Here is an 18,899-nt window from a genome sequence, read left to right as displayed (position 1 = left end):
ACGACAGATGATCCGGCAGCCGTACGAATACGCGCGGACCCCGCTGACCGAGCCGGACTGGCGACGGCTGCCGGGCTGGCGCCATGTCACGGAAGGCGAATGGCGGGACGCCCAGTGGCAGCGGGCCCACTGCGTGAAGAACGCGCGTCAGCTCAGGGCCGTCGTCGGCGACCTCCTCACCGACGGCTTCTACGACGATCTCGCCGCCGACCGGGCGGAGTTCGCCACCATGGCGATACTCGTCACCCCGCAGATGCTCAACACCATGGCGCCCGGGGCGGATCCGCGGCCCGCGGCGTTCACCGCGGCGTTCCTCGCCGATCCGGTCCGCCGGTACATGCTGCCGGTGCGCTCGGACCGGCACCCCCGGTGGCCGAGCCATCCGAAGGCGGGGCGGGACTCGCTGCACGAGGCCGAGATGTGGGTGGTGGAGGGCCTCACCCACCGGTATCCGACCAAGGTCCTGGCGGAACTGGTCGCCACCTGCCCCCAGTACTGCGGGCACTGCACCCGCATGGACCTCGTCGGCACCTCCACGCCCCAGGTCACCAAGGCCAGGCTGGAGCTGCGCCCGCGGGACCGGCAGGAGCAGATGCTCGACTACCTCAAACGCACACCGACCGTGCGCGACGTGGTGGTGTCCGGCGGGGACGTCGCCAACGTGCCCTGGCCGCAGCTGGAGACGTTCCTCATGCGGCTGCTGGACCTGGGTTCGGTACGTGACATCCGGCTGGCGAGCAAGGCCGTCGTGGGCCTGCCGCAGCACTGGCTCCAGCCAGAGGTCGTCGCGGGCCTCGGCCGGGTCGCGGCGGTCGCGGCGCGCCGCGCGGTCAACCTCGCCGTGCACACCCACGCCAACCACGCGCAGTCCGTGACCCCGCTGGTCGCCGAGGCCGCCCGGGCCCTCCTCGACGCGGGCGTGCGGGACGTCCGCAACCAGGGCGTGCTGATGCGCGGGGTCAACGCCACCCCCGAGGACCTGCTCGACCTGTGCTTCGCACTGCAGGGCGAGGCGAACATCCTCCCGTACTACTTCTACCTCTGCGACGTGATACCCCACGCCGAGCACTGGCGGACCCCGCTCCACCAGGCCCAGTGGCTCCAGGAGGCGATCATGGGGTACCTCCCCGGCTACGCCACCCCGCGGATCGTGTGCGACGTACCGCACGTCGGCAAGCGCTGGGTGCACCAGGCCGTCGCCTACGACCGCGAGCGCGGCATCTCGTACTGGACGAAGAACTACCGCACCGAACTGGAGGTCCGGCAGTCGCCCGACGCGGACCCCGAGGCCACGCTGGCCCGGCGCCACCCGTACTACGACCCGCTGGACACGCTCCCCGAGTCCGGCCGCCGCTGGTGGGCGGAGAACGACCCGGACCAGCACGCCCCGGACCAGGACGCCTCAGACCTGCTCGCCCCGGACCAGGACGCCCGGACCGGAATCACCTCCGAGTCCCGGACCGGCGCACCGTTCGCCCCCACCGCACCCGAGGACAGCCCGTGAATCTCCCCCCGCCCCACGCCGACGCCGGCCCGCTGCGCCGGATGTGCTGGATCTTCCCCGACCGGGAGTCGACCCGCGCGGCCGGTGTCTGGCACGCCATGTTCTGGGACCTCTACGCGGAGGTCGCCGAGGACCTCGGCATGAGCTGGACCCGGCACTCTCCCGACGCGGTCTCGGTCGACTGCACCGAGCCGGGCCGGCCCCGCGTCTACGTGGACGACGTCCTCGTCACGCCCGAGGACACGCTCTTCATCACGGCGCTGTACTCGCTGCCGTACCAGAGCATGGACATCTTCAACCAGTACGCCCTCGCCGCGGTGCTCCAGCAGGCCGGTTACTACCTGCCCTTCCCGCCCGAGACCTCGCTGATCGGCAACGACAAGCTGGCCACCCTGCTCCACCTCGGCGGCTCGCCCGTCCCGCCGATCCCGACCGTCCGCATCGGCACGGGACGCGACGTGAGCAGGCACCTGTACGAGGTGGCGCTCGGCAACATGACCTATCCGGCGATCGTCAAGCCGGCCGGCTGGTGCGGCGGTGGCGGCATCAACCTCGCCCGCAGCGTCGGCGACATCCGGGGCCTGGCCTCTCTCGCGCAGGGCGGCGACACCACGCTCGTGGTGCAGCCGTACCTCGGCGACGGCACCGTCGACTACCGGGTGTACGTCATCGGCGGCCGCGCCCACACGGTCCTGAAGCGGACTCCGCAACCCGGCTCGGCGGTGGCCAACGCCAGCCACGGCGGCATCCTGGAGTTCGAGCCGGTCCCCGACGAACTGGCCGAGGCCACCGCCTACTTCGCCGAACGGCTGACCATCCCCTTCTTCTGCGTCGACTTCCTCCACGACGGGCAGCGGTTCTGGTTCTCCGAGCTGGAGCCCGACGGCGTCATCCCCGGCGTCCCCGGAGACCCCGATCGCACGGTCCAACGGGAGATCGTGCGGGCCCGGTTCACGGCCTACCGGGACGCCCACGCCAAGCACCTCGCCGACGCCGCCGGCGGGACGCCCCTGTTCACCTCACCGACGGAGACGAGTTGACCCCCATGTTCTCGCTGACCCCGGAGGCGGCCGAGCCGCGGCTGCCCGTCGCCCGCCGCACGCTGGAGCGACTGCGGCAGGTGCCGGAACTCGCGCCCCGCTACGACGGGCACGCGGACGTGCGCACCCTCGACGACATCGCCGCGCTGCCGCCGCTGCTCAAGGACGACCTCAACACCGCCCTGGCCCACCTGCGGCCCCGCGCCGAGCACGGCGCCACCTGGCTCTTCCAGAGCGGCGGCAGCACCGGCGCGCCCAAACTCGGCCACGCGCCCACCGGTTTCTACATGGCCGGGGTGCACGCCCACTGGCAGCCGCTGGACCGCGACGACGTCTTCGTCAACGCCTGGGGCGCCGGACGCATGTGGGGCGCGCACTTCCTGGTGGCCGCCCTGGCCGACCTGTCGCAGTGCCAGGTGATCGCGCTGGGCTCGGTCGGCAAGGACGAGTACGCCGAGTGGCTGGCGTTCTTCGCGGCGCGCGAGGTGACGGCCATCGGCGGCACCCCGAGCGTGCTGCGGCTCTGGTTCGCCCACGCCCGGGCCGCCGGTCTGGAACTGCCGCACCTGCGCAAGGTGCTGTGGCTCGGCGAGGCCTGGCAGCCGCAGGTGGAGGAGGACATGGCAGTGGTCGCGCCGGCGGCCCGGCGCTGGGGCATGTTCGGCAGCACCGAGACCTGGGTGGTCGGCACGAACACGCCCGACTGTCCGGCGGACAGCTTCCACACCCTGCCCGACCAGCTGGTGCACGTGGGGGAGGACCAGCTCCTGGACTTCACCACCCTCAACCCGGAGATGCTCAACCCGGTGCTGCGCTACCGCACCGGCGACGCGGGACGGCTGGAGCCCTGTCCGTGCGGGCGGCCCGGACGGGCCATGCGCGTGCTCGGCCGCCGCGACAGTGTGGTGCAGGTCCGCGGCCTGGGCCTGCACGTCGACGAGGTGATCGCACGGGTGGAACGGGAGCCGGGCGTCTCGCGCGCCCAAGTGGTGATCTCGGAGACCGGCGGCCGCGCCGGCACCGTGGAGGTGCTGCTGCTGACCCAGCCGGGTGCGGCGGTGGACGCCGAGCGGCTGCGCAAAGAGCTGCTGGCCGAGACGTTCACGCTGAGCACCGCCTTCCTGCACGACCCGGAGAACTTCCGGGTACGTCCCGTCACCGACCTGATCAGCAACGAGCGGACCGGCAAGACCGCCGGGCTCGTGGTGCGGGAGGAGGAGTGAAGCCGCGGTGGCCGGTCTCCCTCGGCCCCGAGTTCAACCGCTTCTGGGTCGGCCAGTCGGTGAGCACCGTCGGCGACCGCATCACGATCTTCGTCGTACCGACGCTGATGATCTTCGTGCTGGACGCCTCCGCCTTCCAGGTGGGCATCGTCGCCATGGCGCAGTACCTGGGCATTCCGCTGCTGGGTCCGCTGGCCGGCGTGCTGGTCGACCGGTGGGACAACCGCCGTACCCTGCTCGCCTGCGACCTCGCCCGGCTGGTGGCGGTGGCCGTCATCCCCGTCGCGTACTGGCAGGGGTGGCTCTCCACACCGCTGCTGTTCGGCTGCGTGGCGGTGATCAGCGGCGCGACCATCTTCTTCACCGTCGGCTACCTGGTCGCCGTACCCGCCGTGGTGCCGAAGGACCACCTGGTGCGGGCCTACTCCCGGCTCGAAGGCACCCGTTCGGTCTCCGAGGTCTCCGGCCCGTCCCTCGCGGCCGGCCTCTACGGCGCGCTGGGCGTGGCCGCCCTCCTCGTCGACGCGGCCAGCTATCTGGTCTCGGCCCTGTGCATCCGGTCCATGCGGCCCTGGGGCGAGCGAACGGTCCCCGAAGGATCGGTGTGGGAGCGGCTGACGGCGGGCTTCCGGCTGAACTGGGCCGACCCGGTGCTGCGTCGGGTGGTGATCGCGGCCGTGACGCTGAACTGCGGCGGACCCGTCTTCGTCACCGTGCTCCCGATCCTCGCCTACCAGGGACTGGGCGTCTCCGTGGGCGTCTTCGGCGCCGCCATGTCGGTCGCCGCGGTGGGTGCCCTGGTCGGTGCGGCCGTCGCACCGAAGGCGGGTGAACGCCTGGGGACCGGGCGGATGCTGGCCTGGGCGCTGCTGCTGCACTGTCTGGTGGGCCTCGGGGTCCTGGCCGCCCCCGCGCTGCCGGCCGGCGCGGTGATCGCCGTGACCATGGGCTGTTACGGCTTCTTCATGTCCTGCATCAACGTCTCCAGCGCCCCCATCCGCCAGTCCCGGATGACCGCCTCCCACCAGGGCGTGATGCACGCGGCGTTCCGGACCGCCACGTGGGGTGTGATCCCGCTGGCCGCCCTGGCCGGAGGCGGGGCCGTCAGTCTGCTCACCGGACCGCTCGGCGTGCTGGACGCGGCCCGGGTCACCATGGCCGGCGGCACCCTGCTCGCGGCCTGCTCCTTCCTGCCCGCGCTGCGGGTGCAGCCGCTCCTGAACGCGGCCGAGCGGCAGAAAGTGGCACAGGTGGACGGCGGGGGCGCCGAACCGGCACTCGCGGAGGGCGCCTCATGACCACGACGGACGGCAAGCCCCCGGTCGTGCTGATCACCGGTACCTCCTCGGGCATCGGGCTGGCCACCGCGGTCGCGGCCGCCCGGGCCGGCTTCACCACGGTCGCCACCCTGCGCGACCCCACCCGCGCCGACGTGCTCCGCAAGGAAGCCGATGGGGCCGGAGCACGGCTGGACATCCGCCAACTGGACGTGACCGACACCGAATCGGTCACGCGCTGCGTCGACGGCGTGCGCGAGACGTACGGACGCCTGGACGCGCTGGTCAACAACGCCGGCGTCTCCAACTTCGACCCGACCCTGGAGATGTCCACCCCGGAGGCGCTGCGGGCCAACCTGGAGGTGAACTTCTTCGGCGTCGTCGAGGTCAGCCGGGCCGCGATGCCGCTGCTGCGCGCCGCCCGGGGCCGCCTGCTCACCATCGGCAGCGTCCACGGCATCGTCGGACAGCCCTTCAACGAGGCGTACTGCGCGGCGAAGTTCGCCGTCGAAGGCTTCATGGAGAGCCTCGCGCCGGTGGCCGAGGCGCACGGGGTGACGGTGTCCGTGGTGGTGCCCGGCTTCGTCCGGGACACCTCCTTCGGGATCTTCCCCGACATCAACCGCAGGACCATCGAGGCCGCCTCCGGCCCGTACGCGCCCACCTTCGCCGACTACATCCACTGGGTCACCACCCAGGGCTGGGAGGGCGCCGGGCAGTCCGCGGCCGAGGTGGCGGACGTCGTGGTGCGGACACTGCGGGCCGAACGGCCGGCCTTCCGCGTCCCCACGAACCCCTGGGCGGCCGCCTACATCGAGAACAAACTGGCCGACCGCGACGGCTCCGTGGTGCGGGAACTCGCCCGCACGTGGATCGGGCGCGGGCCGCAGTCCGACGCCGACACAGAGCAGGAAAGGTAGCGCCGTGCCCACCAAATCCCTCCAGGAACTCGTCGACTTCGTCCGCACCCACTCGCCCTTCTACGCCGAGGCGTACAAGGACGTGCCGGAGACGGTCTCGCATCTCACCCAGCTCCCCGTCATCGACCACACCGAGTTCTGGGCGGCCAACACCTGGCCCGACAACCGGGTGCTGACCGGACCGCTGACCGACGCCGGGGTCTACAAGACCGGCGGCACCACCGGCGTGCCCAAGCTGTCGGTGTGGTCGCGGACGGAACACGCCGACTCCGTCACCGCGTTCGGCGCCGGCATCGTGCAGGCCGGACTCAAGCCCGGTCACCGCGTGGCCAACCTCTTCTGGGCGGGCGAACTCTACGGCGGCATGCTCTACATCGAACACGCCCTGCACGCGGCCCCCGTGGAGAACGTCCGCCTGCCCGTCGGCGCCGGTGCCCCCAACGAGTTCATCGCCGACCTCATCCGCGACTTCGGCGTGAACGTCCTCGCGGGCGTGCCCATGAAGCTGGCCGCCGTCGCCGAACTCCTCGTCCGCCGCGGCCGGACCGCCGACTCGGTCGAACTGCTCCTCTTCGGCGGCGACCTGCTCTTCACCGACCTGCGGCCCATCCTGCTGCGGGCCTTCCCCAAGGCCGCCATCGCCTCGGTCGGTTACGCCTCCATCGACGCGGGCCTCGTCGGACGGCCCGTACCCGGCGAGGACGTACGGGTGCACGAGGCGTTCCCGCACCGCACGGTCGTGGAGATCGTGGACGACGTCACGAGCGAGCCGATTACCACGCCCGGGGTGCCGGGCCGGCTCCTCGTCACCAACCTGTTCCGCACGCTGATGCCGGTCATCCGCTTCCCGGCCGGCGACCGCGCCGAGTGGGTCGACGCGCAGTGCACGCGCTTCCGGCTCCTCGGACGGTCCATCGAGGGCGGCCGCGTCGGCACGGTGTCGATGCCGATCGAGGACGTCCGCGCGGTCCTCGTGGAGGCGGATCCGGACCGGTACATCGCCGGCATGCAGATGGTGCAGCGCCGCTGGGACGGCAAGGACGGCCTGATCCTGCGACTCGGATACGTCGAGGAGCCCCCGGCCGGCCTCGCGGCCCGGCTCGTCGAGGCGGTCTACGCGGCCCGGCCCCTCTTCCCGGCGGAGGTCGCGGACGGCGCCATCCACGAGCTGGGCATCGAGTGGGTACCGCGGTCCGAGCTGCTCACGAACCCGCGCACGGGCAAGCTCCAGCAGGTGGTGGACGAGCGCCCGGCGAACTGACCGGGCCCGGGCCCGCCCCGCCCGGTCGGTTCGCCGGGCGGGGCGGCCGGCTCAGTCGCGCGGAGCCGCCTGTGCCCCTCCGGAGAGCATCACGCTCTGCCCGCGGAACTCCGCGATCACGGTGCCGTCCGTACGGCGGACCGTCACGTCGTAGATCCCGTTGCGTCCAGAGCGCGTCCGTTCCACGGCCTCGGCGATCAGCTCGTCGTCCACCGCGGCCGGCCGCAGGAAGGTGACCTGGGCGGACTGCGCGACGGTGACCGGTCCGTAGCCGTTGCAGGCGTAGGCGAACGCCGCGTCGGCGAAGAGGAAGAGGAACCCGCCGTGGGCCATGCCGTGCCCGTTCACCATGTCCTCACGCACCCGCATGCGCATGAGCGCCCGGCCCGGGGTGACCTCCTCCAGGGCGATGCCCAGGCTCCGGCAGGCGCGATCCCGCTCGTACAGCTCCGCGATCCCGTCCGGTGCGTCGTCCGGCACGCCGGCGTGCAGGCCCACGACCTCGCCCCTTCCTCTTCGGTGACCGGACCGAAGGGGCCCGGGTGCTTCGCGTGCGCATTAGATCCACCGGTGCGGATGCCTGTCAACGGAAAGGCGGGCCGCCCGCACTACCCTGGAGGCCCGACCGACCGAGGAGTTCGAAGGACCGATGACGATGCTCGTGGCGGGCCACCGCGTGAGGCTGGGGGCGGACCTCGTACTGTCCGGCTCGGTCACCCTCGCCGAGGGCGCGCCTGCCGAGAAGGAGGCCGTGGCCGGCTCTCTGGCGCTGGCGGCGGGCCTCGAAGGCACCGTGGACCGGGTGTACGAGGACCAGGCGGAGCCGCCGATGGTGCGCGAGTACGTGCGGCTGAAGTCTCTGCTCGACGACTACGGGCACCAGATGCCGCCCGAGAGCCGGAAGCGGCTGGAGGACGAGGTCTCCTCGCTGGAGCCGGAGTGGGCCGCCTTCCAGCAGCGCAGGCTCCGTGTGACGGTCCGCGTCCGCCTCGACAACGGCTTCGTGCTGGACGACGTCCCCGGCGACGTCTTCGTCCCTGCCTCCGGCTGACCGCATCGCCGCCTGAAGCGCCCGGGGCCGGCCGCTCAGGAACGGGACCTCGGCGTTGCCTCTGCGGCGGCCAGAGGTGTGCGGCCCCGGCCGAAAGCTCCGATGGTCGCGTGGAAGACGCCCATGGCGAGAACGCCGAGAGCGGCAGCGGTGAAGGCGGGCACCGGGTGCTCGGTCGCACGGGCCGCCACGGCGAGGAGCACGGCGATGACGTACATCGCCCAGCCCGCGATCACGTTGACCAGGGGGCCGTCGCCGAAGGGGGTGGGGAACCGTTCCTTGGTGATGCCCTTGATGAAGTGCGGGGTGGCGTTCGCGGCGAAGATTCCGGTCAGGAAGCTCAGAAGCACGGTCAGCACGGGGGCGCATCCTCGGGAGTGCGGGTGAAGCCACGGACGGTGAGCTGAGCCAGGTGACGCAGACGCGCGTGCTTCACCTCCGCCACCTGGCGGGCTTGCGCGATGCCCGCGAGGGCGTCACACAGGAGGTCTGCGGTAGCGCGGACGGACAACGCCGAGTCGCGGAGGCCGAGTACGTCGGCGCAGTCCTGGAGGACGTCCTCGATGACGGCGCGGTAGGCCTCTTCGAAGGCCTGGACGGTGTCCGCGGCGATGTCCGCGGCTTCGCGGAACAGTTCGGCATGGGACCCGGCCCCGACGGATTCTGCGAGCACGTCCAGTTTCACGGCCAGGCCGCGGTACAGCCGCTCTTCGGCCGGCAGCGCCCGCGCCTTCTCGCCCGCCTCACGCGCGGCCGCGGTCACCTGGGCGGCGACGTGTTCCGCGACGGCTCGGAACACTTCCTGCTTGTTCTTGAAGTACTGGTAGACGGCAGGACGTGACATGCCGGCCGCCTGGGCGACGAGGTCCATGGAGGTCCGGCGGTAGCCGTACCTGCCGAAAGGCGGCCCTGCTGACGGTCGCGGCCGGCCTGCTGTCGGTCCTCGGGACACTGGCCGGCCTGCGGTTGCTCGCGCAGTTCACGGAGGTGTCGACGTTCGCCGCGAACCTCGCCCTGGTCTTGGGTCTCGGCCTCGGCGTCGACTACGGGCTCTTCGTCATCAACCGCTACCGCGAGGAGCGCGCCGCCGGGCACACGAACCCCGACGCGGTCGTGCGGGCGACCGCGGCCGCGGGCCGCACGGTCGTCTTCAGCGGAGTCACGGTCGCGGTGTCGCTGTGCTCCCTGGCCGTGTTCCCGTTCTACTTCCTCAGGTCGTTCGCGTACGCCGGTGTACTGGTCGTGCTCACCGCGGTCGCGGGAGCGGTGCTCTTCCTGCCCGCCGCGCTCGCCCGCTGGGGCCGGCACGTGGAACGACCCGCCGCACCCGCGTCGGGCTTCTGGCATCGCACAGCGCTGCGCGCCCTGCGCCGGCCACTGCTCGCCGGGGGCGGTGTCCTCACCGTGTTGCTGGTCGCGGCCCTGCCGCTGCTCGGGCTGCGCTTCGGACTGCCCGACGAACGGGTACTGCCCCGGGGAACGTCCTCGCGCACCGCCGCCGAGATCGTGCACCGCGAGTTCGCGGCGGAGCCGACCGACACCGTGCACATCGTCCTCGCCGGCTCCGCGGACACCCGCGCCTACGCCGCCGCGCTCTCCCTCCTGCCCGGCGTGTACCAGGTGGACGCGCCGAGCGGCGCCTACCGGCACGGGCAACGCAGCGCCGCCCCGGGCCAGGACCGGCTGACGGCACCGACAGGACGCGTCCGGCTGGCCGTCGTACCGACCCAGCAGGCGATGTACGGCGACGTGCCCGCGTTCGTCGACCGCATCCGGAAGACCCCGTCCCCGGCGCCCGCACTCGTCGGCGGCTATCCCGGGGAGACGACCGACTTCCGCGCGACGCTGCTGGAGCGACTGCCGTACGCGATCGGGATCGTCCTGGCGGCCACCTACGCCATCCTCTTCCTGATGACGAGCAGCGTGCTGCTGCCCCTCAAGGCCACCGTCCTCAACCTGCTCAGCCTGTCGGTGATGTTCGGCTGCCTGGTATGGGTCTTCCAGGACGGCCACCTGTCCGGCACCCTCGGCTTCACACCGACCGGGTCGATCGAGCCGAGCATCCCCGTGCTGATGTTCTGCGTCGCCTACGGGCTGTCGATGGACTACGAGGTGTTCCTGCTGGCCCGCATCAAGGAGGAACACGACCGCACCGGCGACACCCTGCGCGCCGTCGGCGAGGGCATACGCCGCAGTGCCCCGCTCATCACCGCGGCCGCCGGAATCCTGGCCCTGTCGTTCCTCTCGTACGTCGGCTCAGGCGTCGTCTTCCTGAAGGAACTCGGCCTCGGCACCGCCCTGACCATCCTCGTCGACGCGACCTTGATCCGCCTGGTGCTGCTGCCCCTGGCGATGCGCCTGGCGGGCCGGGCCAACTGGTGGGCACCGAGAATGCTGCGGCGACTGCGAATCCGGGAAGCACGCACGCCGACGGACGAACTCCCCGCGGGATACGTGTGATCACCGTCAGCCCTCATGCGTGGGGGTCCGCGTCCTCCCCGGCCTGCGCGTCTCCGGCGAAGAGACCTCCACCGTCACTCTCACCCCGTTCGTGCCGTTCCTGTGGCGTCGCGCGACTTCGCGGGACGCCACCGCTCGCATCCTCCGAGGCGGCGACGACCACCACCTCGTCCCCGGCGATCCAGCGTCGGCGGTGTGCCTTGGGCGGGTTGACGTACAGCCCGTAGCCCGGGGCGCGGCCGGCGTCGGCGTGGCTGCGGTACCCGATGGCGCACTCGCCCCGGTCCCGCGCGGCGGCGACGACGGTGGCGAAGGACGCCTCCTGGTCGAGCCGTACGTAGTCGGCGGCGGAGCGCAGGTGGATCTGGGTACCGCCGGCCGAGAACAGCTCGTCGAACACCGCGGCCAGGTGGCGGTTCTGGGAGATCTGCGCCATCAGCAGCCCGATGAGCTTGCCGCTGATGATCACGTCGGCTCCGGGGCCGATCGGTGCGAGAGGCCGGTTGCTGTCGTCGGTCAGTTCGGTGACCACCGGAAGTTCCCGGCCGATGCGCTCCTCAAGGTGGCGCAGCACCAGCAGGGTGACGAGCGTGCGGTTGTCCGACTCCTCCGGGGCCTCGCCCGGCCGTGGGTCCCGGCTCAGCACGATGACGCTGTCGTAGAGGGCGATGTCCAGGCCGTACAGCGTCTCCGGGTGGGTCGTGTCGCCCCTGCGGTGCACGCACGCCCAGTCGGCGTCGCCGGTGTCGCACACCGCCGGCACCGTCGTCTCGTCCTCGTCCGCGAGCACGTCGGCGACGGAGCCGGGGGGTGCGTTGCGGCCCCATTCCCCGAGGATGAGCGGCGCGCGGCGGTTCCATCCCAGCACCAGCAGGCGCTCGGGCCGCGTCTCCCGCGGCCGGGGGCCGGCGATGAGCCGCTCCTCCACGAGGGGTGCGCAGTCGGCCAGTTCGGCGGTGTCGTCGTCGGCGGTGATGACGATGATCCGGTCGTCCCCTTCGATCACCGTCCGCGCCGGGGGGTTCAGCCACGGCACCCCGTCACGGACCAGCCCGACCGCGCATGCGTTGCCGTAGGAGAGAAGCACATCGCCGAAGTCCCGGCCGACCAGCGACGGGTGGAAGGTGGGGTAGAACTCGTCCCCGGCGAAGTCGAGGAGCTCACGGTGGACGAGGGACAGCCCCGGGCGGCGCGCGGCCTGGGCGATGAGCCGGGCGGTGACCGTGTCGCTCTCCACGACGATGCCGCGCTCTCCCGCGGCCAGACGGGCCGCCAGAAGGTAGCGGCTGTCCCGGACCGCGGCCACGACGGGCGCGGTGCCGCCGTCGGCGGATGCCGTCGCCCGCAGGGCCAGCAGGGTCTTGACCACGTCCGCGTCTCCGCGCCCGTCGTCGGGCGGCAGCACGAGCACGGAATCCGCCGTGCCCGGACTGGTCAGCGCCAGCACGGCCGGGTCGGTCGACGGACCGCTGCGGCAGATCAGACGGGTCCGGCCGGTGGGCCCCACCTTGCTGTCCAGAGCCTCCTCCATCGCCGTCTTGTCGCGGTCGGCCAGGACTGCCACGGCCGACTTCCGCTGGTTGGCGCCGGCCGCGACCAGTTCCCCCACCACCGTGAACACCTGCTCCGACCAGCCCAGGACCACCACGTGGCCGTGCTCCAGCAGCGTGGAGCGCCCGCGGCGCAGGGCGATGAGCCGCTCGGTCAGCCCGGTCGTGATGAGACCGACGAGGGTCGAGACGTACACCAGGGCGACGAGGGCGAGCAGCACCGACAGCAGCACCCGTAACGGCGGGCCGGTTTTGCCGCCCAGACGCAGCGTCTCCCCGGTCAGTCGCCAGACCTCCGCCAGCCTTCCGGGAAGGGTGGCGGGGACGTGCGGATTCGTCCACACCAGCACGGCGCTCGCGGGGACGACGAGGGCCAGGCAGACCACCACCAGCCAGCCGACCAGGGCCGAGGTTCCGCGCGCCAGGGTCGTGTCGAACCAGTACCGCGCTCGGGCACCCACCCCGGGACGCCGCTGTTCCACCTTGTTCCCCCTCCGCGCACAGAATCCGACGGGGGCAGTGTGCTGACCAGTCGTCCCGCGAGGCGCGGAACGGCGCGCGATTCATCCCTTCGCCGTAACCGGGTGCAACGGACCACCTGGCCGTGCCCCCGCACACCCGGCCCGGTCAGGTTTGACCGGTGGTCTTCGCTCGTCCGTGGCACATCGCCCGTGACTCGGGGCGTGCCGCCCCGGCGGTCCAGTAGAAGTTCGCCATGACCGAAGATCACCAGGTGGACGCCGGCAACGGCGGTCTGACCAGGCGCACGCTCACGACCGCCGCCGGCACCGCCGCCGCGGCCACCCTCCTCGGCGCGGGCAGCGCGGCCGCCCTGCCTGCCCAGGCTCCCCCTCGGACCCCCGCCCCGGCCGCCCCCTCCGGCGCGCGGGCCGCGGACTTCGACCGGTGCCTCGCCGTCGCACGGGCCCTGCTCGTCGTCGACTCCGCCGACCGGCCCCTCGTACCCGGCTACCGACGCGTCCTCAAGGACGGCTTGCCACGACGCCGGACAGGCGCCGCCAAGAACGTCCTCGTCATCGGAGCGGGCCCGGCCGGCCTCGTCACGGCCTGGCTGCTGCGGCAGGCCGGACACCGCGTGACCGTCCTGGAGGCCAACGGCAACCGGGCGGGCGGCCGCATCAAGACCTTCCGCCGCGGCGGCCACGAGCGGGCGGAGCAGCCCTTCGCCGACCCCCGGCAGTACGCCGAGGCCGGCGCGATGCGACTGCCCGGCAGCCACCCGCTGGTGATGGACCTCATCGGCCAACTGGGCCTGAAGAAGCGGCCGTTCTACTACGTCGACGTCGACGCGGACGGACGTCCCGCTGCCCACACCTGGATCCACGTCAACGGCGTCCGCATGCGACGCGCCGACTACGCCCGCGTACCCCGGCGCATCAACCGCTCCTTCGGCGTCCCGCGCGCCCACTGGGACACGCCGGCCGCCGCCATCCTGCGCTCGGCCCTCGACCCGGTGCGCGACGAGTTCAGCACCCTCGGCCCGGACGGCAAGCGCGTCGACAAGCCGCTGCCCGAACGGGTGCAGGGCTGGGCCAGGGTGATCCAGCGCTTCGGCGACTGGTCGATGTTCCGCTTCCTGACCGAGCACGCCGGCCTCGACGAGCGGACGGTCGACCTCATCGGCACCGTCGAGAACTACACCTCACGGCTGCCCCTGTCCTTCGTCCACAGCTTCATCGGCTCCTCCCTGATCAGCCCGGACACGACGTTCTGGGAACTGGAGGGCGGCACGGCCGTCCTGCCGGACGCCCTGCTCGAAAAGGTCCGCGAGGACGTGCGGTTCGACCGGCGGGTCACACGGATCGAGTACTACGATCCCGACCGCGCCGGCCGCGACACCGCGCACGTCCACGCCAAGGGACCCCACGTATGGGTGGACACCGTCTCGGAGGGACGGGACGGTCGGGTTGTCCGGGAACAGTTCACCGCCGACGCGGCCGTCGTCACCGTCCCCTTCTCCGGCCTGCGGCACGTGCAGATCAGCCCGCTGATGTCGTACACCAAGCGCCGGGCGATCACCGAACTGCACTACGACTGCGCGACCAAGGTGCTGCTGGAGTTCAGCCGCCGCTGGTGGGAGTTCGACGAGTCCGACTGGAAGCGGGAACTCGACCGCATCGACCCCGGCCTGTACGACGCCTACCGCACCGGCCGCACCCCCGGCGACGGCCGTCTGCTCGGCGCGCACCCCTCCGTCCCCCGCGGGCACATCACCCCCGGCCAGCGCGTGCACTACGCCGCCAACCGCGCCGTCACCCGCGACCAGCCCGAAGCGGCCGACGTCATCGGCGGCGGCTCGGTGTCGGACAACGCCAACCGCTTCATGTACCACCCCTCCCACCCGGTACCCGGCAGCGAGGGCGGAGTGGTCCTGGCCTCCTACAGCTGGGCCGACGACGCCCTGCGCTGGGACTCCCTCGACGACGACGCCCGCTACCCGCACGCCCTGTGCGGCCTGCAGGAGGTCTACGGCCAGCGGATCGAGGTCTTCTACACCGGCGCCGGCCGCACCCAGAGCTGGCTGCGTGACCCCTACGCCTACGGCGAGGCGTCCGTTCTCCTGCCCGGCCAGCACACGGAACTGCTCCCGTCCATTCCGGCCCCCGAGGGCCCCCTGCACTTCGCGGGCGACCACACCTCGGTGAAGCCGGCGTGGATCGAGGGAGCACTGGAGTCAGCCGTACGCGCCGCCCTGGAGGTACACGGCGCACCGAGCCGGTCGTAGAGCGCCGGGGGGGGGGGGAGGGGTCGCCGGGCAGGCTTCAGTGCCAGCAGGTGGCCTCTCCGTCGTCGTCGCTGCCGTCCGACGTGCTCCCGATGGAGACTTCGTAGGCGATGCCGTCGCTCACCTGGGGCCGGGGCGAGTAGGCGTCGGTGCGAAAGTCCACGTCGAGCAGCAGGTGCCGGCCGCTGTCGGTTCTGGTCCAGCAGGCGCCCTCCACGGTGTCCGGCGCGGCTATGGGGGAGGGGTCGCGCTCGTACTGCCAGCCCGCCGCGGACGCCGCTCTCGTGTAGTGGGCGATGACGTCCGCGCGCGTCCCCGGGAAGGCGTAGATGCGGTCCGCGTGGAGCCAGGGCTTGCCGCTGCTGTCGTCGTCGCAGGCGGTGGTCACGCCCTGGCCGCGGTAGTTGGCCGGCGCCGCGGCGTGCGCGGGGGCGGCGTCGAGCAGCGGCTGTGCGGCCAGTCGCTTGAGCTCGTCCTCAGTGCCCTGGCAGCTGTCGCCCCCGAGGGCGGTGCACGCCCCGAGGAAGGCGGCCGGCAGCAGGACTATGACGGCCAACGCTGCGCGGGAGGAGGCGGAGCAGGGGGTGAAGAACAACGGGTGCTCCTGGAGAGGCGGGCTGACGGAGAAGGGGGGACGCGGTCGTCTCGGAGGCGCGTGCGGCCGCAGCGGACGCTGGGGCGGAGTGATCATAGGGGCGGCCTTGCTCGCCGCAGTGTCCGGCTGCCTCGCAGCGTCCCGGCCGGCCCGGGCCACGACCAGCAACAGGGCGGCAGCCGACGGCTCCCCGCGAAATCCGGGGACGTGCCGAGGGTGGATAGGCGATCCCGATCAGGGGATCCTTCTTGACGAAGTCCCCTGCGACGGGGCGGATTTCGGGCTTACGGGCGTGTCGCAGTCCCGGTCGCGCCATGATCCCCGTCGCGCCGATGTGCCAACAGAGTAAGGACAGAAGTCGAAACGGGGGAGGCGTAGCAGTGCGGAACCAGCTCCTCGGAGGCCGTTACCGGTTGGTGCAGCCGCTCGGCGAGGGCGGAATGGGGCAAGTATGGGAGGCGGAGGACGAAATGCTGAGGCGGCGCGTCGCCGTCAAGGTGATCTCTCGGCTGGCCGGCGACGGAAGCCGCGGCAGTGAGGCACGCGCCAGATTTCTGCGAGAGGCACGCATCACCGCCCACCTGCAGCACCCCAACATCGTGACCGTCCACGACCTCGGCGAGACGGGCGCGGGAAACGAACGGGCCCCGTTCCTGGTGATGGAGCTGGTCCGAGGGGAGAGCCTGGAGGCGGTGCTGTGCCGAGGTGCGGTCACCCTGCCGGACGCCGCCAGATGGGGCGCGCAGATATGTGACGCCCTTGCTGACGCGCACCACGCCGGAATCATGCATCGGGACATCAAACCGTCCAACATCCTCCTCACGCCTTCCGGAACCGTGAAGGTCGTCGACTTCGGCATCGCGCGGGCGGTCGACCCCTACGCGACCCCGGACCGCCTCACCCCCACCGGCTTCATCGCGGGCACGCCCCCCTACATGGCGCCGGAACAGGCGCGCGGCCTCCCGGAACCGCGCAGCGACCTGTACGCCCTCGGGTGTCTGCTCTTCGAGCTGATCACCGGCCGACTGCCGTTCCAGGCCCCCGACACGGTGGGTTACCTGACCGCGCACCTCACCCAGGAACCCCCCGTCCCCAGCTCGGTGTCGAGCAACATCCCACCCGTCTGGGACGACCTCGTACTGACCCTGTTGCAGAAGGACCCCGGCAAGCGGTATCCGAGCGCCGCCGACCTCGCCCGGGCGCTACGAAAACTCGACCGCGTACAAGAGCGCACATCTTCGGCGGGCCACGAACCACGCAGCGTCCTCCTGACCGAAATGGCCCGCGCCATGAAGACGTCACTCGCGCGCCGGGCGACCCTCTCCGTGTACGAAGCCGGCAGTGGCGCCGTCCGGACAACACAATCGCTGGTGAAGACGACGGTTCAACTGCCGTCCACCGCACCACACGAGTCCTTCGCCATGTCCTGGACCGGCCAAGAGCCACTGATCACCTACGCGGCAAGACCACGCGCGATGGCTTACTGGTACACAGCTCTGCTTTCGTCCGCGATCGCGGTGGCCAGCATTTACTTCCCGCTCCATTTAGGACTCGTCACGCCTGGAGCCACTGACGGCCAGGAGGGCTGGCTGGCCATCCTGACCTTGGGGGGCACACTCGGCGGCTTGGTTGCACTCGGGTCCGCTGCCGGCGCTCTCAGCGGGACGCTCGCGATCGGCAAATACGCGGGTACGCGGACAGCGCGATCCCCATGGACTCTTCAAGTCGATCAACAGGGCATCACAACCGGCAGCGCCGCTGGACGGCGAGAGATCGCGTGGAGCCAGATCCAGCGCGTCAGCATCGAGGAAATCCAGGGAACACCGTCCTACCGTTACACCGGAATTCACATCGACCCGGAGCCCGGCGCCGGCAGGCCGACCATCCTCCGGCCGGCAGGCTGGCCTTATTCCCAGCCGGACACGGTCAAAGCTCGCCCGCGCGTCCCGCTCTGTGTCCTTGGCCCCATGACGGAAAGACAGCGGACAGAACTGATAGAGGCCCTTGCTGTATACGGCGGCCAACGGTGGATCTCCGCAACACGCTTCACCACGCTGCCGGTCGACCTGTGAAGGGAGTGGATCGGTGTCGACGTTCCGTCGAACGACACGTGGGGGGCCTTCACCCTCCGACCGGCCCTGGAGCGGGACCATGAAACTTTCTCGGTGGCTGTCCGGCGCTGCCGCCTTCCTGCTGGCCGGCGTGCTCGCCACTGTGCTGTCCCTGGCGTCAGCCGGGCCGGCCCGAGCGGGCCAGACCGGTCTGCGGGCGGCGGATCCGAGCGTCATCCGGGTCGGCGGCACCTACATCTCGGTGCAGTCCGTGGGTGACGGCATCGCCGTACGGCAGGCCTCGTCGCCCGACGCCCTCGCGTCGGCGTCCGCCCGCCGGGTCTGGTCGGACACGGGCAACCTCGGTGAGGTCTGGGCGCCGGAGATCGTGCGCGACAGCGGCCGCTACTACATCCACTTCACCGCAGGCCGCGGGTCGGCACACCGGATGTACGTCATCAGTTCCAGCAGCCCGGACGGCGGATACAGTGGCGCGACCAGGCTGGCCCTGCCGGACGACAAGTGGGCCATCGACGGCAGCCTCTTCGCGTTCAACGGGCAGTGCTGGTTCGTCTGGTCCGGCTGGGCCGGGGACACCAACGTCGAACAGAACCTGTACATCGCCCGGATGAGCAGCCCGACCACTCCGACCGGTGCGCGGTACGTCATCTCGCAGCCGCGTGAAGCGTGGGAGCGGGTGGTCGGCAATCCGTTCATCAACGAGGGTCCCGAGCCCATCAGGGACCCGAACGGACAGTTGCACATCGTCTACTCCGCCAACGGCAGCTGGAGCGACCAGTACTGCCTGGCCGACCTGCGGCTGCGGGCCGGGGGCGACCCGACCTACGTGTGGGACTGGTACAAGTCCAACGGCTGCCTGTTCGGCTCGAACCGCGCGACGATGATGGCCGGCTGGGATCCGACCCTGTACGTCGACGGCCCAGGCCACCACAGCTTCGTGCTCCTCGACGGTGACATCGCCACCAGCCCGCCCGCCGGCCCGAGGTTTCCGCTGATGTTCCACGCGGTCCCGAAGGGAACGCCGTACGCGTGGGAGAACCGGTACTGGTACACCGGCACCTTCACCTGGTGGGGCAACACCACCTACCGTCGCGCCAACGTTCCGGGCGCCACCACCGACACCGGCTGGAGCCTCAAGTTCTTCGAGTAGGGCCGCAGGCGGTCGGCCGGCGGAACGGCTCCCTTGCGCCCGCGAGCCCC

General features: G+C 71.5%; 16 protein-coding genes. 11 read left to right on the top strand and 5 right to left on the bottom strand.

The features are described from left to right. The first annotated feature begins 7 nt into the window (after window positions 1–7). Genes IE308_RS09800 through IE308_RS09775 form a run of 6 tightly spaced genes read left to right on the top strand, consistent with a single transcriptional unit; the run spans window position 8 to window position 7,225 of the window. Window positions 8–1,504, top strand: coding sequence for a KamA family radical SAM protein (locus tag IE308_RS09800; protein WP_229908803.1), 1,497 nt, complete (start codon window positions 8–10; stop codon window positions 1,502–1,504). Next, window positions 1,501–2,544 (top strand): ATP-grasp domain-containing protein, encoded by a 1,044-nt coding sequence (locus tag IE308_RS09795; protein ID WP_190217537.1) that lies wholly within the window; start codon window positions 1,501–1,503, stop codon window positions 2,542–2,544. The genes IE308_RS09800 and IE308_RS09795 overlap by 4 nt, the downstream gene beginning before the upstream one ends. A gap of 5 nt (window positions 2,545–2,549) precedes the next feature. Beyond that, entirely contained in the window at window positions 2,550–3,767 is a 1,218-nt protein-coding gene (locus IE308_RS09790; protein WP_190217536.1) for a phenylacetate--CoA ligase family protein, read from the top strand. Next, window positions 3,764–5,065 (top strand): MFS transporter, encoded by a 1,302-nt coding sequence (locus IE308_RS09785; RefSeq protein WP_190217535.1) that lies wholly within the window; start codon window positions 3,764–3,766, stop codon window positions 5,063–5,065. The genes IE308_RS09790 and IE308_RS09785 overlap by 4 nt, the downstream gene beginning before the upstream one ends. Further along, entirely contained in the window at window positions 5,062–5,964 is a 903-nt protein-coding gene (locus IE308_RS09780) for an SDR family NAD(P)-dependent oxidoreductase (protein WP_190217534.1), read from the top strand. Before IE308_RS09785 ends, IE308_RS09780 begins: the two co-directional genes overlap by 4 nt. Before the next feature lie 4 nt (window positions 5,965–5,968). Beyond that, window positions 5,969–7,225, top strand: coding sequence for an AMP-binding protein (locus tag IE308_RS09775; protein WP_190217533.1), 1,257 nt, complete (start codon window positions 5,969–5,971; stop codon window positions 7,223–7,225). Window positions 7,226–7,276: 51 nt separating this feature from the next. Here IE308_RS09775 and paaI read toward each other — a convergent pair whose 3' ends face one another. Next, entirely contained in the window at window positions 7,277–7,723 is a 447-nt protein-coding gene (gene paaI / locus IE308_RS09770) for a hydroxyphenylacetyl-CoA thioesterase PaaI (RefSeq protein ID WP_190217532.1), read from the bottom strand. A 151-nt stretch (window positions 7,724–7,874) separates the two neighbouring features. On the opposite strand from paaI, the gene IE308_RS09765 reads away from it, so the two are divergent. Then, the gene (locus IE308_RS09765; protein WP_190217531.1) at window positions 7,875–8,276 is read left to right on the top strand and encodes a hypothetical protein; all 402 of its coding nucleotides are present in this window, start codon (window positions 7,875–7,877) and stop codon (window positions 8,274–8,276) included. 35 nt (window positions 8,277–8,311) lie between these two features. Here the strand turns inward: IE308_RS09765 and IE308_RS09760 are convergent, their stop codons facing one another. After that, window positions 8,312–8,635 (bottom strand): hypothetical protein, encoded by a 324-nt coding sequence (locus IE308_RS09760; protein WP_190217530.1) that lies wholly within the window; start codon window positions 8,633–8,635, stop codon window positions 8,312–8,314. Next, window positions 8,629–9,228, bottom strand: coding sequence for a TetR/AcrR family transcriptional regulator (locus IE308_RS09755; RefSeq protein ID WP_268256472.1), 600 nt, complete (start codon window positions 9,226–9,228; stop codon window positions 8,629–8,631). The genes IE308_RS09760 and IE308_RS09755 overlap by 7 nt, the downstream gene beginning before the upstream one ends. On the opposite strand from IE308_RS09755, the gene IE308_RS09750 reads away from it, so the two are divergent. Continuing rightward, a complete protein-coding gene (locus IE308_RS09750) occupies window positions 9,114–10,736 on the top strand; it encodes an MMPL family transporter (protein WP_268256471.1) in 1,623 nt (540 codons plus the stop codon). The two genes, IE308_RS09755 and IE308_RS09750, sit on opposite strands and share 115 nt — an antisense overlap. 13 nt (window positions 10,737–10,749) lie before the next feature. On the opposite strand, the gene IE308_RS09745 is transcribed toward IE308_RS09750, so the two are convergent. Beyond that, on the bottom strand, window positions 10,750–12,768 hold the full coding sequence (locus IE308_RS09745; protein ID WP_190217528.1) for a CASTOR/POLLUX-related putative ion channel: 2,019 nt from the start codon (window positions 12,766–12,768) through the stop codon (window positions 10,750–10,752). A gap of 233 nt (window positions 12,769–13,001) precedes the next feature. On the opposite strand from IE308_RS09745, the gene lgoX reads away from it, so the two are divergent. Then, complete coding sequence (lgoX, locus tag IE308_RS09740) at window positions 13,002–15,032, top strand: L-glutamate oxidase LgoX (RefSeq protein WP_190217527.1); 2,031 nt, start codon at window positions 13,002–13,004, stop codon at window positions 15,030–15,032. A 37-nt stretch (window positions 15,033–15,069) separates the two neighbouring features. Here lgoX and IE308_RS09735 read toward each other — a convergent pair whose 3' ends face one another. Then, window positions 15,070–15,627: a hypothetical protein gene (locus IE308_RS09735; protein WP_190217526.1), complete on the bottom strand. Its 558-nt coding sequence runs from the start codon at window positions 15,625–15,627 to the stop codon at window positions 15,070–15,072. A 380-nt stretch (window positions 15,628–16,007) separates the two neighbouring features. On the opposite strand from IE308_RS09735, the gene IE308_RS09730 reads away from it, so the two are divergent. Both IE308_RS09730 and IE308_RS09725 read left to right on the top strand, forming a co-directional pair. Continuing rightward, window positions 16,008–17,699, top strand: coding sequence for a serine/threonine-protein kinase (locus tag IE308_RS09730; RefSeq protein ID WP_229908801.1), 1,692 nt, complete (start codon window positions 16,008–16,010; stop codon window positions 17,697–17,699). Between the two features lie 79 nt (window positions 17,700–17,778). Next, window positions 17,779–18,849 carry a glycoside hydrolase family 43 protein gene (locus IE308_RS09725; protein ID WP_190217525.1) on the top strand — a complete coding sequence of 357 codons (1,071 nt, stop codon included), beginning with the start codon at window positions 17,779–17,781 and terminating at the stop codon, window positions 18,847–18,849. Window positions 18,850–18,899: the final 50 nt, after the last annotated feature.

Origin of the sequence: Streptomyces griseosporeus, assembly GCF_014656055.1 — a bacterium.
Lineage (GTDB): Bacteria > Actinomycetota > Actinomycetes > Streptomycetales > Streptomycetaceae > Streptomyces > Streptomyces griseosporeus.
The sequence above is the reverse complement of the archived record's forward strand: the minus strand, read 5'-3'. Positions and strand labels throughout refer to the sequence as shown.